Source organism: Gracilimonas sp. BCB1 (assembly GCF_040117685.2).
Classification (GTDB): Bacteria; Bacteroidota; Rhodothermia; order Balneolales; family Balneolaceae; genus Gracilimonas.
Genome location: NZ_JBEDYP020000018.1, coordinates 65,345 through 77,745, shown reverse-complemented (window position 1 = coordinate 77,745; position 12,401 = coordinate 65,345). Strand labels below are relative to the sequence as shown.

At 44.0% G+C, this 12,401-nt stretch carries 14 protein-coding genes; 10 read left to right on the top strand and 4 right to left on the bottom strand.

Going from position 1 to position 12,401, the window contains the following annotated elements; translation table 11 throughout:
- Positions 1-40 precede the first annotated feature (40 nt).
- Genes ABFW99_RS14275 through ABFW99_RS14255 form a run of 5 tightly spaced genes read left to right on the top strand, consistent with a single transcriptional unit; the run spans position 41 to position 4,654 of the window.
- Positions 41-634 carry a CDP-alcohol phosphatidyltransferase family protein gene (locus tag ABFW99_RS14275; protein ID WP_349355602.1) on the top strand — a complete coding sequence of 198 codons (594 nt, stop codon included), beginning with the start codon at positions 41-43 and terminating at the stop codon, positions 632-634.
- Positions 631-1,116: a phosphatidylglycerophosphatase A family protein gene (locus tag ABFW99_RS14270; RefSeq protein ID WP_349355603.1), complete on the top strand. Its 486-nt coding sequence runs from the start codon at positions 631-633 to the stop codon at positions 1,114-1,116. The genes ABFW99_RS14275 and ABFW99_RS14270 overlap by 4 nt, the downstream gene beginning before the upstream one ends.
- 45 nt (positions 1,117-1,161) lie before the next feature.
- Positions 1,162-1,818: an orotate phosphoribosyltransferase gene (gene pyrE, locus ABFW99_RS14265; RefSeq protein ID WP_349355604.1), complete on the top strand. Its 657-nt coding sequence runs from the start codon at positions 1,162-1,164 to the stop codon at positions 1,816-1,818.
- A 34-nt stretch (positions 1,819-1,852) separates the two neighbouring features.
- The gene (gene miaB / locus ABFW99_RS14260) at positions 1,853-3,211 is read left to right on the top strand and encodes a tRNA (N6-isopentenyl adenosine(37)-C2)-methylthiotransferase MiaB (RefSeq protein WP_349355605.1); all 1,359 of its coding nucleotides are present in this window, start codon (positions 1,853-1,855) and stop codon (positions 3,209-3,211) included.
- Between the two features lie 51 nt (positions 3,212-3,262).
- Positions 3,263-4,654: a hypothetical protein gene (locus ABFW99_RS14255; RefSeq protein ID WP_349355606.1), complete on the top strand. Its 1,392-nt coding sequence runs from the start codon at positions 3,263-3,265 to the stop codon at positions 4,652-4,654.
- Positions 4,655-4,667: 13 nt separating this feature from the next.
- Here ABFW99_RS14255 and ABFW99_RS14250 read toward each other — a convergent pair whose 3' ends face one another.
- From ABFW99_RS14250 to ABFW99_RS14235, 4 genes are all read right to left on the bottom strand, one after another.
- Positions 4,668-5,126 (bottom strand): cupredoxin domain-containing protein, encoded by a 459-nt coding sequence (locus ABFW99_RS14250; RefSeq protein WP_349355607.1) that lies wholly within the window; start codon positions 5,124-5,126, stop codon positions 4,668-4,670.
- Positions 5,123-5,731, bottom strand: a complete 609-nt coding sequence (locus ABFW99_RS14245; RefSeq protein ID WP_349355608.1) for an SCO family protein — start codon at positions 5,729-5,731, stop codon at positions 5,123-5,125. Before ABFW99_RS14245 ends, ABFW99_RS14250 begins: the two co-directional genes overlap by 4 nt.
- On the bottom strand, positions 5,728-6,543 hold the full coding sequence (locus ABFW99_RS14240) for a formylglycine-generating enzyme family protein (protein ID WP_349355609.1): 816 nt from the start codon (positions 6,541-6,543) through the stop codon (positions 5,728-5,730). Before ABFW99_RS14240 ends, ABFW99_RS14245 begins: the two co-directional genes overlap by 4 nt.
- 113 nt (positions 6,544-6,656) lie before the next feature.
- A complete protein-coding gene (locus tag ABFW99_RS14235; RefSeq protein WP_349355610.1) occupies positions 6,657-7,784 on the bottom strand; it encodes a multicopper oxidase domain-containing protein in 1,128 nt (375 codons plus the stop codon).
- 198 nt (positions 7,785-7,982) lie between these two features.
- Here ABFW99_RS14235 and ABFW99_RS14230 point away from each other — a divergent pair, with 198 nt between their 5' ends.
- The 5 genes from ABFW99_RS14230 to ABFW99_RS14210 all read left to right on the top strand — a co-directional run bounded on the left by ABFW99_RS14230 (position 7,983) and on the right by ABFW99_RS14210 (position 12,401).
- Positions 7,983-8,168, top strand: a complete 186-nt coding sequence (locus ABFW99_RS14230; RefSeq protein ID WP_349355611.1) for a DUF3565 domain-containing protein — start codon at positions 7,983-7,985, stop codon at positions 8,166-8,168.
- Between the two features lie 48 nt (positions 8,169-8,216).
- Positions 8,217-8,696 carry a hypothetical protein gene (locus ABFW99_RS14225; RefSeq protein WP_349355612.1) on the top strand — a complete coding sequence of 160 codons (480 nt, stop codon included), beginning with the start codon at positions 8,217-8,219 and terminating at the stop codon, positions 8,694-8,696.
- A 142-nt stretch (positions 8,697-8,838) separates the two neighbouring features.
- Positions 8,839-9,228: a hypothetical protein gene (locus ABFW99_RS14220; protein ID WP_349355613.1), complete on the top strand. Its 390-nt coding sequence runs from the start codon at positions 8,839-8,841 to the stop codon at positions 9,226-9,228.
- A 77-nt stretch (positions 9,229-9,305) separates the two neighbouring features.
- Positions 9,306-10,112: a FixH family protein gene (locus ABFW99_RS14215; protein ID WP_349355614.1), complete on the top strand. Its 807-nt coding sequence runs from the start codon at positions 9,306-9,308 to the stop codon at positions 10,110-10,112.
- 78 nt (positions 10,113-10,190) lie between these two features.
- Positions 10,191-12,401, top strand: coding sequence for a TonB-dependent receptor (locus tag ABFW99_RS14210; RefSeq protein WP_349355615.1), 2,211 nt, complete (start codon positions 10,191-10,193; stop codon positions 12,399-12,401).

Sequence of the window (12,401 nt, the reverse complement as noted above, 5' to 3'; positions counted from 1 at the left end):
TAGTAAGTTTGGCGGTCACAAGAAGGTTGAATAGTTACCAATGAAGAACATTCCCAACATACTGAGTGCCATACGGATGGTGCTGGCTCCTATATTCCTGTTCATGTATATACAGGACGAACTTGTATGGCGCTCGCTCAGCATAGCCGTTTTTGCTACGGCGGCTGTTACCGATTACTTTGACGGTAAAATTGCCCGATACTACCAGCTTGAAAGTGACTTCGGTGTTTTCATTGATCCCCTTGCAGATAAATTTCTCACTTTTGCCGGTTTCTTTTGCCTTCCTTTTCTGGATGTATCCCAATTTCCCTGGTGGGCCGTTATCGTAATTGTAGTTCGGGACATGTTCGTAACTCTACTCAGGCTTTATGCTGGCCGCAAGAAATTTCACATGAGAACCCGGTTTACAGCCAAAGCCAAAACCATGGTGCAAATGGTTTTCCTCTATGCCGTTTTACTGCTTGGTGTTTTTAAACAGGCTGATATAGAATTTGCGGATGCGGCTGCTCAATTCTTCAACTCGGGCGTGCTGTATTATGCCATGATGTTTGTAACGGCACTTACCGTTTACTCCGGAGCCGAATATATATGGAGCAACAGTCAATTGTTCAAAATTCAAAATACGCCCTCGTGAACGGCCTGAAATACTTTTTAGGAACCGGATGCTATTCCGGACTCACTCCGAAAGCGCCGGGTACCGCAGGAAGTTTAGTAATCCTGCTCCCTCTCTATTTCATTCTTAAGGTTAACGCAACCTGGCTGATTTTACTTATCGTATTAGCCTGCTCACTGATATGCTTTTGGGTATTCACATATTTTGAGGAAGAATTTGGTAAAGATCCCGGGCAATTGGTAATGGATGAATGGGCCGGACAATCGCTCACGTTTTTTACCACAGGTTTGGCCGGCAGCACCGAACTCCATGTTATCATTTTATTAACGGGATTCGTGCTCTTCCGTATTTTTGATGTATTAAAGCCATTAGGGATAAGAAAAGTGCAGAATCTGCCCGGAGGTTGGGGAATTTTTGCTGATGATTTATTGGCAGGATTGTATGCGCTTCTGTGCTTAAAAACCCTTATTTTTGTCTGGCCAAATATCTTTGGGATGGTATAAAAATTCACTCATCGCAGCGGTACCAATAACAGAATTTAAAGACTTATGATACTCAATAACTCATTTGCGCGTGAGCTGGCTGCTCATTTGCTTGATATTAATGCTGTAGTTCTCAGACCGAACGATCCGTTTACGTGGACTTCAGGCTGGAACTCACCGATCTACTGCGACAATCGGCTCACATTGCGATTTCCTGAAATACGGAATAAAATTGAAAACGAATTCACCGCTATCATCCAGGAAAAATACCCGGATGTGGATGTAGTTACCGGAACAGCTACGGCCGGAATCCCCCATGCAGCCTGGGTGGCATCAAACCTGAACAAGCCGATGGCCTATGTGCGTGCAAAAGCAAAAGCGCATGGAATGGGGAATCAAATTGAAGGTGGTGTTAAGAAAGGAGAATCTACAGTAGTAATCGAAGATCTTATTTCTACAGGTGGATCTGCCATTTCTGTGGTTGAGGCCCTCAAGTTTGTAGGAGCACAGGTTGATGCCGTTTTATCCATCTTTACCTACGATTTTGATAAAGCTTCTAAACGATTTTCAGATACCGAAGTACCTGTTTATACTCTCACCGACTATAAAACGCTGGTAAATGTAGCCATTGAAAAAGGAGTAATTGACGGCGATGACCTTGACTTGCTTTCCAGCTGGAGAGATCATCCGGAAGTATGGCCTGATAGTCCTTCGGATGAATAATTTGTATATTTCGAATTCATAAAATTTTAGTGCCGTGAAAGACAAGAAATTCTATATAGAGACCTACGGTTGTCAGATGAACTTTGCCGATTCTGAGATCGTGAATTCTATCCTGCTTGAGGAAGGTTTGGAGCCGGTTCATGAAGCAGAAAGTGCAGATGTTGTACTGGTAAATACCTGTTCCATTCGTGAAAATGCGGAAACCAAGGTCTGGAACCGTTTAAAAGAGCTCCGATCCATCAAAAAAGAAAACGGAGACCTTACGGTTGGTGTATTAGGCTGCATGGCCGAGCGGATCAAAGACCGCATTATTGAACAGGAACACCTGGTTGATATTGTTGTGGGCCCTGATGCATATCGCGACATTCCACGGCTGTTGCAGGAAGTTGAAGACGGACGTAAAGCAGTGAATGTGCTGCTTTCTCTGGAAGAAACCTACGCTGACATTGCCCCCGTCAGAACTACCGGAAATGGTGTAAATGCGTTTGTATCCATTATGCGTGGATGCGACAATATGTGCTCGTTCTGTGTGGTTCCTTTTACGAGAGGACGTGAACGAAGCCGTCCTATGGAATCTATCCTCAGGGAAATTAAACAACTCAGTGACGAAGGCTATAAGGAAGTAACACTGTTGGGGCAGAATGTGAATTCTTATTTGGATGGGGAAAATACCTTTACCCGCCTGATGGATGAAGCCAGTAAAGTTGACCCTGAGATGCGTTTCAGATTTTCTTCTCCTCACCCCAAAGATTTCCCAAACGATCTGCTTCACCTGATCGCAGTGCGACCGAATTTATGTAATTACATTCATATCCCGGCACAAGCCGGTAGCGACACCATGCTGGAACGTATGCGCCGGCCTTATACAAGAGAAGGGTATTTGGAGCTTATTCAAAAAATGAAATCCGTAATTCCCGGTGTCTCCCTTTCAACAGATATCATTGCAGGGTTTTGTGATGAGACCGAAGAAGAACATGAGCAAACCCTTACCTTGATGGCTGAGGTGGAATATGATTTGGCGTACATGTTTGCCTATTCGGAACGGGAACGAACACTGGCTCACCGGAAATATGAAGACAACGTACCGGAGAAGGTTAAAAAGCGCCGGCTGACTGAGATCATCAATCAGCAGATGGAGATTCAGGAGCGAAGAAATCAGGATGAAATCGGACGCCGTCATGTAGTTCTGGTAGAAGGAACCAGTAAGCGTTCTGATGAGCAAATGAGTGGACGTACCGACACCAATAAGATGTGCGTTTTTGATCGAAAAGACTTTGAGCCCGGCGACTATGTGGAGGTTGAAGTTACTGAAGCAACATCAGCCACATTAATTGCACGGCCTATTAAAAAAACGACGCTTACAGAATATTACGGAGCTGAAGTTGTAGCCTGAGTGAAAGCCAAGGCCACATATCTTTTCGCCTTAAGTTTTCTTTGCCTGTTTATGGGAACTACTGCCAAAAGCATGGCTCAGCAGCCTTCATTAGGCATTGTCTGGGATCATCCCACTGATACTTCAGAAGCAAGAGACCAGCTGAATGTATTTCATGAACACGGCATCGACTACCTCCAGCTCAACCACCCGGTAAACCCCGATCTTCTGACTTTATTGAGGGAGACTCCTTTTACCATTCTCATACAACTGGATCATACTTATCTTACACTAAACGATATTCGGTCTCTTCAAGACAACCTGCTACAACAGTATGTAGAAGCAGCCGATCTTTACCGATCACATTTAAACCTTGCTGCAATCGGTTTGTTGAAGAATAGCCAGACTTCCCATCCTGATTTTGGCAATACGTTCGCTCCCATTCTGGATTCTTTATCGGCACGATCAAATAAAGACTTCTATTTCTACACCAATGAAGAGTGGGCTTACTTCAAGACTCCAGAAATTCCTTTTGCTACCCTTTTTGCAGACTCTGTATTTCAACGAGCCGATATTGCCGCTTTTGATGAACGGTTTGGAAGGGAAGTCAGTCAGAATTCCAGCCTTATTTTCTTTATGCGATCTCAGTGGTTCATTGAGGCCCATTCAGAATATCCCGAATTCTCTGAGAGTCTCAGAGAGTTCGAACTTAGTAAGGACTGGAGCATTGCATTACCTGCTTCAGATGAATCCCGGGAATCTCAGCCTTGGATCGTGATCCTGCTGATTACTCTTTGGGTTGGGCTCGCCGTTCTTTTTAGACTACTTCCCTATTTACGGCCTATGTTGTTGCGGTACTTTCTCGCCCACCGGTTTTTTGTGGACGACATCCTGCACTACCGCGAACGTGCTATAACCGGGGGAATAGCACTTATGGCAATGCATGCTTTATTTTCTGGAATAGTATTTTATGTATTGGCGGAATCTGCCATGAGTGACTCGGGTCTTGAAGCTTTTTTACATCACCTGCCGTCTTTTTCCATACTCGGTGTTAACTTTGCTTCATTCTTTGCGCTTGGTGTTATTCTAACTCTGTTGATCCAGGCCGTTGCCTTGCTTTGGCTCTACCTTCCGGCTAAAAATATGGAACATTTTAGCCAGGCCGTTAACCTTTACTCAGGTACATTTTTTCTCGATTTTCTGATTGTGACCATTTTGGTTACACTGTACATTACCGGCTTTGGGCCAACTGTCATTCTCATCTTTGGTGCCTTATTCGTACTGATTTGGTACGGAGCCTTCAATATCTCAGCTTTTGATATATCCCGTAGCTCGGGACCCGGAACCGCACTTTATTTATTCCTGACTATCGGCTTACACTCCTTAGTATCGATTGGCTTATTGGTACTATTTTTTAGCAATGACTCTCTTCTCCAAATTTTTGATTTAGCCCTTTCTCTTTAATCTTTTCCCGAAATCACGGCAACGAATTATAGGTTTGGGCTGCAGCTTTGGGGATAAGTGAATTATCATACTCCGCAGTTTTCCATTCTTTGCCAGCCACAATTCTTCCAACATGGCCGAGACGTTCGTGCGGTAAGCAAAAGTAATCGTAAATACCTTCTTTTGTTATTTGCAGGAACCATATATCGCCTTCCTTCAACATACCGGAATCAAAAGCACTAACCGATTCAGGTATTCTGACAGGCCTGCGATTGTCGGGATGATAAGCGGTGACTGTATGCATTCCTTCGATTACAACGAACCTGACTAAATCACCCGGGGCCACCTGTATGAGTGCCGGCACAAAACGAGCATCGGCACCGGTTCCCAATACTTCTACGGTTAAGGTATCTGCATTTGTTTGCTGAAAAGCTTGAACCGGTTCAATCCAAGCAAGAAATAGCGCAATTACTATGGAATATATTGGTTTCATTGCATGGTATGCTGCTTCAGCATATTCTCAATCTTTAAGGCTGCCGATGCCATTGGCTGATTTAAACCCTCAACACGAACTGCCACTTTTCCTTCTGCATCCAATACGCTGACAAGGTTTGAGTGAGCAAATTCACCATTCCCCTGCTTCACATACTGTACACCTAACATCATGGCCAGGCTTCGGATATCTGTTTCTTTGGCGGTTACAAAATGCCATCCGTCGATATTCAATTGCTCATACTCAGCATATTTTCTTAGAACTTCCGGGCTGTCATTTTCCCGATCAAATGAAACAGCCAGCACGTTCACGGAACCTCTCATTGATTCATCTACGGAATTATATAAACGCCAGGTATCGCGGATCAGAATCGGGCATACCTGAGTACAGTTGCCATAAAACATCACAACAATAACCGGTTGTCCCTTAAACTGTCTTAAAGTTACAGATTCGTTTCGATGGGTGGTCCATTCTGCTTTTAGGTGGTACAGAGAATGTTCCGGCACCTTCTCTGCCTTTAGTGAGGCGGAACCACCGTGATGATGTTGAGCCATTACCGGCATCGAATTCAATAAAAAAGCGGATAGAATAAGTAGTGTTCTCATAGTTCTGTATTTAAAGATGATTCCGGGGCATCGATATCATACGCACATCGGAAGCCTACCATACCGGTTGTTGTTTTGGGGTTGAAGCTCATCCGGGTGATATACCGAATGGAAGCTGCGTAACTGTAGATATTTCCCAATTGCTGAAGTCTTCCAACGGTACCACAATCCAGGGAAAGTTCATCGGCTATAATGGGCTTATAATCTTCCACCCATTCCATAATCAAACCAAATTGATCCTGCACCCCATGCCGGTTTTGAATCCCGGTTGAACCAACAGCTTTTGTGTTTTTGGCATCCACGCTTGAATACCAACCAATCAGTTCGGTACTGAACCGGTTCATTTCCTGTATGGAATCAAAATCCATTAGCTGGGCCGAATATTCCCATTCGTTCAGGGTTGGTAATCTTCCTCCTTTCTCAGAACAATAGGCATTGGCCGCAAACCATGAAACATGTGTTACCGGACGATTTTCTCCAATCTCTTCAAGACCGGGAGTACTTACCTCCTGCCAATGATTCAGGTAATTCTGTGCTGCAAAAATGGACGGTATTTCGTCCTTTTTCCAGCTATCATTTTCCTGAAGAAATTGGAGAAAATCTTCGTTGGTAACTGCTGTTCTGTCTAAATAAAAAGAATCAACCAGAATAGGCTCTCCTTTAACTTCCGGGAGTATAGAATGAAAAGATCCCGCCGGAATCATAACCCGCTCCTCTTGTGCCATCACCGGACTCAACAAACTAACCAATAAGGCAACCATCACGGTCAGGGTGCAAATAGTAAAACGGCTTATGTTCTTTTGGGATCTCATTGTAATCAATTCATTTTTAAAAGAATTGTAAGGGCGAATTGAGCTCGCCCTTACGGTATTTGATATCAGATTTTAAAATCAGTGTGCTTTTCAGTTTCACCGGTTTCTTCGTTTTATTTTTTCTGTCTTGGGCCTGCTTTTAGTGTACCGGTTGCACCCAATTCTGCATCAGCAAACTCGTGGTCAATCAGGATGTACTTGCCTTCTTCCGGTACAATCATGTCCAAAGTTGCTGAGCCGGAAGCTCCTACAAGTACCGTCTGCATTCCGCGCATTTCATTGAAAGGGTGTCCTTCAAGCCATACACGGTCAAAGATGCCGCCAATTACGTGGAAGCTGGAGGTACCGCTTGGCCCGTTATTGGAGAAGTGGAAGCGTACTCGCTCGCCGGCATTAGCTTTCAGAGGCTGATCATGCATAATGGTTTGGTGTCCGTTAAATACAACGTGTGAGGGCTGTCGGTTGGAAGCACCTTCAAAGTCATATTGATACAATTCTCCAGGACCTCTTTCCAGGTAGTACTCGGATTGTACGATCACATATTCACGGTCCACTTCATAATCGGTTGGGTAGCCGTCTTTAGGTGAAACTACAACCACACCATGTTGTCCCATCGCGGTGTGCATAAGAACACTTGGAGTACCGCAGTGGTAGATATAAGAACCTGCGTAGTTTGCAATCCAGTCAAACTTAATGGATTCACCCGGCCCTATGGTTCTCCATTTGTCATCTTTCGCTACGGTTCCGGCATGGAAGTCCATAGAGTGTGGCATTGGCATGATGGCCGACTTATTTTTTTGATAGGTATTTTCAGCTACTTGTTGCATGAATGGAGAACCGCCTTTTGAAGGTTCAGTAATAGTCACTTCTTCGTCAGACCGGTTTTTCATGGTGAAAGTAATTCGGTCTCCTTCCTTAACGTGAAGTACGGGGCCCGGAACCGTTCCGCCAAATGTCCACGCACGGTATCGTACACCTTCGGCCACTTCGATTTCCTGAACCAGAATATCAATTCGAACCTCATGATGTTTATTGCCTTCGTAGTCTAAAGGTTTAAGGTTTGGCAGCAGGGTAACATATTCTCCAACAACGGGAGGACCGTCATAGTCTTCAGTGAATACTACTGCTTCCGGCATACCGAAGGTCATACCATCCATGGTATATTCGGCGGTTTGAGCAAAAGCCCAACCTGTAAATAAAAACCCGAACAACATGGAAAGAGTTAATTTTGAATGTCTCATAGTTGTATAATTTTGAGTTATTGTTTTAAGAGTTTTTTGTCTTTTATATGTTGTGAATGTTCTTTGAGCTTATATTAAGGGTGTTTTATGAATTTAAGATGAAGATGTCTTAAATGTTTTCTGTCCCCCCAATGAGTTATACTTTCTTTTTCAAAACAGCATTTCATTCAAAGTTGGATTGGCATAATTTATAGGAATATGAAGCAGCCTATAACAGGATTTCACAAAGATGAACACGGCGATTGGGTCGCTAAGTTAAAGTGTGGACATAATCAGCACGTAAGGCATAACCCTCCCTGGCAGTTACGCCCGTGGGTGGTTTCCGAAGAAGGAAGAAAGTCCCGATTAGGAAAGTTGTTAAATTGTAAGAAGTGTGATAAGTAAAAGTTTAGTATAATCCCCCGTTGGCTAACATCAATAGTTCAAGTATTTATGTCCTCTTCTGAATTTATTAGAACGGTAATTTCGGGTTTCATAGCAACATTTATCATGGCTATGGTTGCCTTTATGCTGGGTGGGATGGGTTTCCCGGCCATCGATATCGGTTATATACTTACAGAGAGCTTCAATCACTCCCTTCCCGGAGATCCCTATCATATTATTTTCGGAAATCTGGCGTACAATATTGGCGGTATAGTATTGGCTTTGATATGGGTTGCCTTTCTTCGGCAACGGATTCCAGGAAGATGGATTACTCAGGGATTAATCTTCGGTGTAATTATCTCCTTAGCAGCAGGACTTATTATCTCCCCTTTTGTGGCATTGGCTGCGGGTGAGAATTTCGGGATTTTTTACACAAATACCTGGTTTCCGGGGCTCATGATTATCGCCGGCTTATGTATGCACCTTGCCTATGGCCTTACCTTAACCCTGTGCCTAAAGGTTGCGGGAGTGTCTGAGATAAAAAAATAATAACAGGCACTTTTATCTTTTTTTATCATATCCACGGTAACTTTTCTTTGAGTTTTTCTTAATTTAGGTCATCTAATTGAGAGTAGCTATGAATTCGCACCATCCATTTTACAGGTACATTGGGATAGCAGTCATTACTGTTATGCTATGGAACGTAGCCGGATGGTTTGGTATGGGAATTCTGATGCATCACGCCCACTCTCATGGGGCTGAAAATCATTGTGAAATCATTTTCTGCAGCTGCGAGATTGAGGAAGGTCAGAAAATTTGCACCTGTCATCATCATGGAATGGATGGAACTGAAAACCATCACAATACCGGTGATCAGACTGAGGATTGTTACTACACGGCCCCTCATTCCAACACAAATTCTTCCACACCATCTTTGGTGATAACGGCTAAATACAACGCCCTTCAATATCAATCGGAGTCATGGGTTTCACCACCTTCCGAAGAGAATCTGCAAGTGCTAACCGATGAAGTACCCCTAAAGGGTAGCACAAAAGACTTATTACGCCCCCCTCGCGCTTAGTTTTGTTTACCGCGCTTTTATGAAATGCAATTGCTGCATTTCTCCAACTATTTAAACAAAACTAAATTCATATTCTTATGACTACGCTAAAAAATTATAGCCGTATCCTGGCTATGGCAGCTTTGGTATTCACAGCTGTTTCGTGTGACACCAACAACAATGCTGACTCCGATTTAGAACTTATTCCTGTAAACTCTGTAACGGTCAGCGGCTATACCGTTTCATTGCATGCTGAAACCGAACTTGAGACCGGAGCCAATCAGCTTTACTGGCAGATTGAAGAAGGTAGCAAACCCGCCGAGATAGAATCATTTACCATCACTCCTATGATGGATATGGGACAAATGATGCACTCTACTCCATACGAACAGCCTGTTACTTCTGATGAAGACGAAGACTACCTCCAAAATATGGCCGTTTTTATAATGCCAAGCGGCGAAATGGGAAGCTGGTCCGTCTCTTTTGAGATTACCAGGATGAACGGTGAAACGGTATCCGGAGAGCTCCCTATCGAAGTTTCTTCTTCCTGGAAATTTACCTCCACCCGGGGTGATGATGACAAGGTGTACTACATAAGCTGGTATGCTCCTCAGAAACCGGTAAGTGGAAACAACGACCTGGTATTCCTGATTCACACCCGAACCGGAATGATGGACTTTCCGGCGGTTGAAAATGCTGAACTTTCCGTTTATCCCTATATGGATATGGGCGGAGGAAGCGGGCATTCCACTGACTATACCACTCCGGTAGCCATGGGTGATGGATTTTACCAAGGTGAAATCAATTATAGCATGAGCGGCGTCTGGACAACGTCCGTACAACTTATAGCTGAAAACGACACACTTCCGGAAGTGATGTTCGAGTACAGCGTACAAGCAAAATAATGATGCCCCGTTCAGAAGAAAGTTGTCAGGTTATTGTAGCCTGACAGCTTATCGCTGAGCCTCAAAAAAACCAAAGTCATGAGAACAATTATTTGCTTACTCACCCTTTTATTTATGTGGCTTGAACCGCTTTCTGCTCAGGAAGTTACGGTTCAGGTACTGGATAAAATCACTGAAGAACCGGTGATTCGCGCCCATGTAATGGATGAAGATGGAACTGTACTTACCGTAACCGATATAGACGGGTATTTCAGTATAGATCCTGAACAGCATGCTCATATTCGGTTAACGGCTGTTGGTTATTCATCTAAACATATCCACTTACATGCTGGAATAGAATTTATTCATCTGAACCCCGCCATATTCAGGGATTCAAAAGAGCTGATGGTGGTAGCCAATAAAGACGGCGACAATAATGTACACGCCTACCATAACCAGAAAGCCAGCACGGAGATGGCCGAGTTTCTGGATAATATCGATGGAATTTCCACGAATAAGCGCGGTGCGTTTGGGTGGGAACCTGTGGTGCGCGGACAGAGTGATCAGCGCATGAACCTGGTTATTGACGGCATGCAGGTATTCAAAGCTTGTGTGGATAAAATGGATCCCATCACCTCGTATGTTGAAACCAATAACCTGTCTAAACTGGAAATTGACAAAAGCGGAACCGGTGTTGCACAAAACGGTACCGGCAACAGTACGGTGAACCTTGTGACTCAGAAAGCAGAGTCGAACCTGTTTTCCATGGATATAAACGCAGCCTACCGAATGCCGGATCAGTTCAGAAACTTCAGTGTTACCGGAAACACATCGGATGCTTCCGGCAGAAATGCCGTGCGATTCTCCGGTAGTTATAAAAAGGCAGACGACTTCACCGCCGGGAACAATCAAACCATTAACAACACACAGTATGAGAAGCTGAACCTGAATCTGAGTTACCGGCATACCTTCCCTTCCAAACACTCCATTGAAGCCGGCTACATTACTGACAAAGCCTATGATATCGGCTATCCGGCCTTGCTTATGGATGCAACCAAAGCCCTTGCCGATATCGGACAAGTACAGTTTAACTTTGCTTCATCTGATAAAAAGTACCGGATCAAATCTATTCAGCTGTATGCCAACTCTATTCGCCATACCATGGACGATTACAGTCGTGATGTAGCCAATCGTCCGGTTATGCGGGGAATGCATATGCCCATGTATGGTGAAACCACTACTTTTGGAGCTCGTTTCAACGGTTCGTTACCCAAAAATACCCAATGGTACCTGAACAGTTACACCTCCGAAGCTTACGGTGATATGGAAATGAACAGCCTGGATCAAGACGTGCAGGATATGTTCATATACAATTTAGATGAAGTTAAAACCAATGAGGTCAATGTCGGGCTGCGTCACCGTTTTGAGCTCTCCAATTCCTTACTCTTTAAACTTGAGGAAAGCATTCGCTTCAAAAGCCTGAGAACCGACAGCGAAAATTATGGTTCCTTTTTTGAAGGATTGTACGACCGTGAGCTAACTCCCCGGAATAAATTCTTGCTTTCCGCCTCCGGCAGTTTGTTATGGCTGTTGAATAACGAATGGAGTCTATCAGGCAATGTGGTGTACTCCGAACGGATGGGAAATCATATGGAGCTGTTCGGGCATTATATTTATAATTATGTGGATGGATACTTTTATGATGGAAATCCATGGTTAAAAACCGAGCGTTCGATTAACACCGATCTCAACACAACCTGGGAAAATGAACAGCATTCCCTTTCCTTGACTTTATTTCACAAGCAGTACTTCAATTATATCGATGGTATTCTGGCAGAAAACGTAAGCACTCCGGATTTCCAGTTTAAGCAATACGCTAATGTTGGAGATGCCACCATCTCAGGTTTTGAAATCCGCAGCATCAATAAAATCAGTCATCACATAAGTTTCGATAACCGGGTTTCTTACTTATATGCCCAAAATCAAACACTGGGTGAGCCCCTGCCCCTCATTCCTCCGCTGAAAGGAAATAACTCCATTCACTTTCATCACAAACAGAACATGATTATGACGGAAGTAGAATGGGCGGCCGCACAGGGCCGCATAGCACAAACGGCTTCCAATGAAGATGAAACGGATGCCTATGCCGTACTGAATTTCACTTATGAGCGCACCTGGATGAATGGGAACCTGTCTTCCATTCTGAGCATCAACAACCTGCTGGATGATTACTACCACACGCATACGAGTATTGGAAATGTACCTGAAGCCGGAAGGAATGTGATGCTTTCACTCAGGTATCAGTTCTGA

Bases quoted from the DNA above. Each gene is read 5' to 3' on its own strand.
- ABFW99_RS14230 (WP_349355611.1), top strand. From the start codon at position 7,983: ATGAAGCAGCCTATAACAGGATTTCACAAAGATGAACACGGCGATTGG.
- ABFW99_RS14225 (WP_349355612.1), top strand. From the start codon at position 8,217: ATGTCCTCTTCTGAATTTATTAGAACGGTAATTTCGGGTTTCATAGCA.
- ABFW99_RS14245 (WP_349355608.1), bottom strand. From the start codon at position 5,731: ATGAGAACACTACTTATTCTATCCGCTTTTTTATTGAATTCGATGCCG.
- ABFW99_RS14210 (WP_349355615.1), top strand. From the start codon at position 10,191: ATGAGAACAATTATTTGCTTACTCACCCTTTTATTTATGTGGCTTGAA.
- ABFW99_RS14255 (WP_349355606.1), top strand. From the start codon at position 3,263: ATGGGAACTACTGCCAAAAGCATGGCTCAGCAGCCTTCATTAGGCATT.
- ABFW99_RS14220 (WP_349355613.1), top strand. From the start codon at position 8,839: ATGCTATGGAACGTAGCCGGATGGTTTGGTATGGGAATTCTGATGCAT.
- ABFW99_RS14215 (WP_349355614.1), top strand. From the start codon at position 9,306: ATGACTACGCTAAAAAATTATAGCCGTATCCTGGCTATGGCAGCTTTG.
- ABFW99_RS14235 (WP_349355610.1), bottom strand. From the start codon at position 7,784: ATGAGACATTCAAAATTAACTCTTTCCATGTTGTTCGGGTTTTTATTT.
- ABFW99_RS14240 (WP_349355609.1), bottom strand. From the start codon at position 6,543: ATGAGATCCCAAAAGAACATAAGCCGTTTTACTATTTGCACCCTGACC.
- ABFW99_RS14250 (WP_349355607.1), bottom strand. From the start codon at position 5,126: ATGAAACCAATATATTCCATAGTAATTGCGCTATTTCTTGCTTGGATT.
- ABFW99_RS14275 (WP_349355602.1), top strand. From the start codon at position 41: ATGAAGAACATTCCCAACATACTGAGTGCCATACGGATGGTGCTGGCT.
- pyrE (WP_349355604.1), top strand. From the start codon at position 1,162: ATGATACTCAATAACTCATTTGCGCGTGAGCTGGCTGCTCATTTGCTT.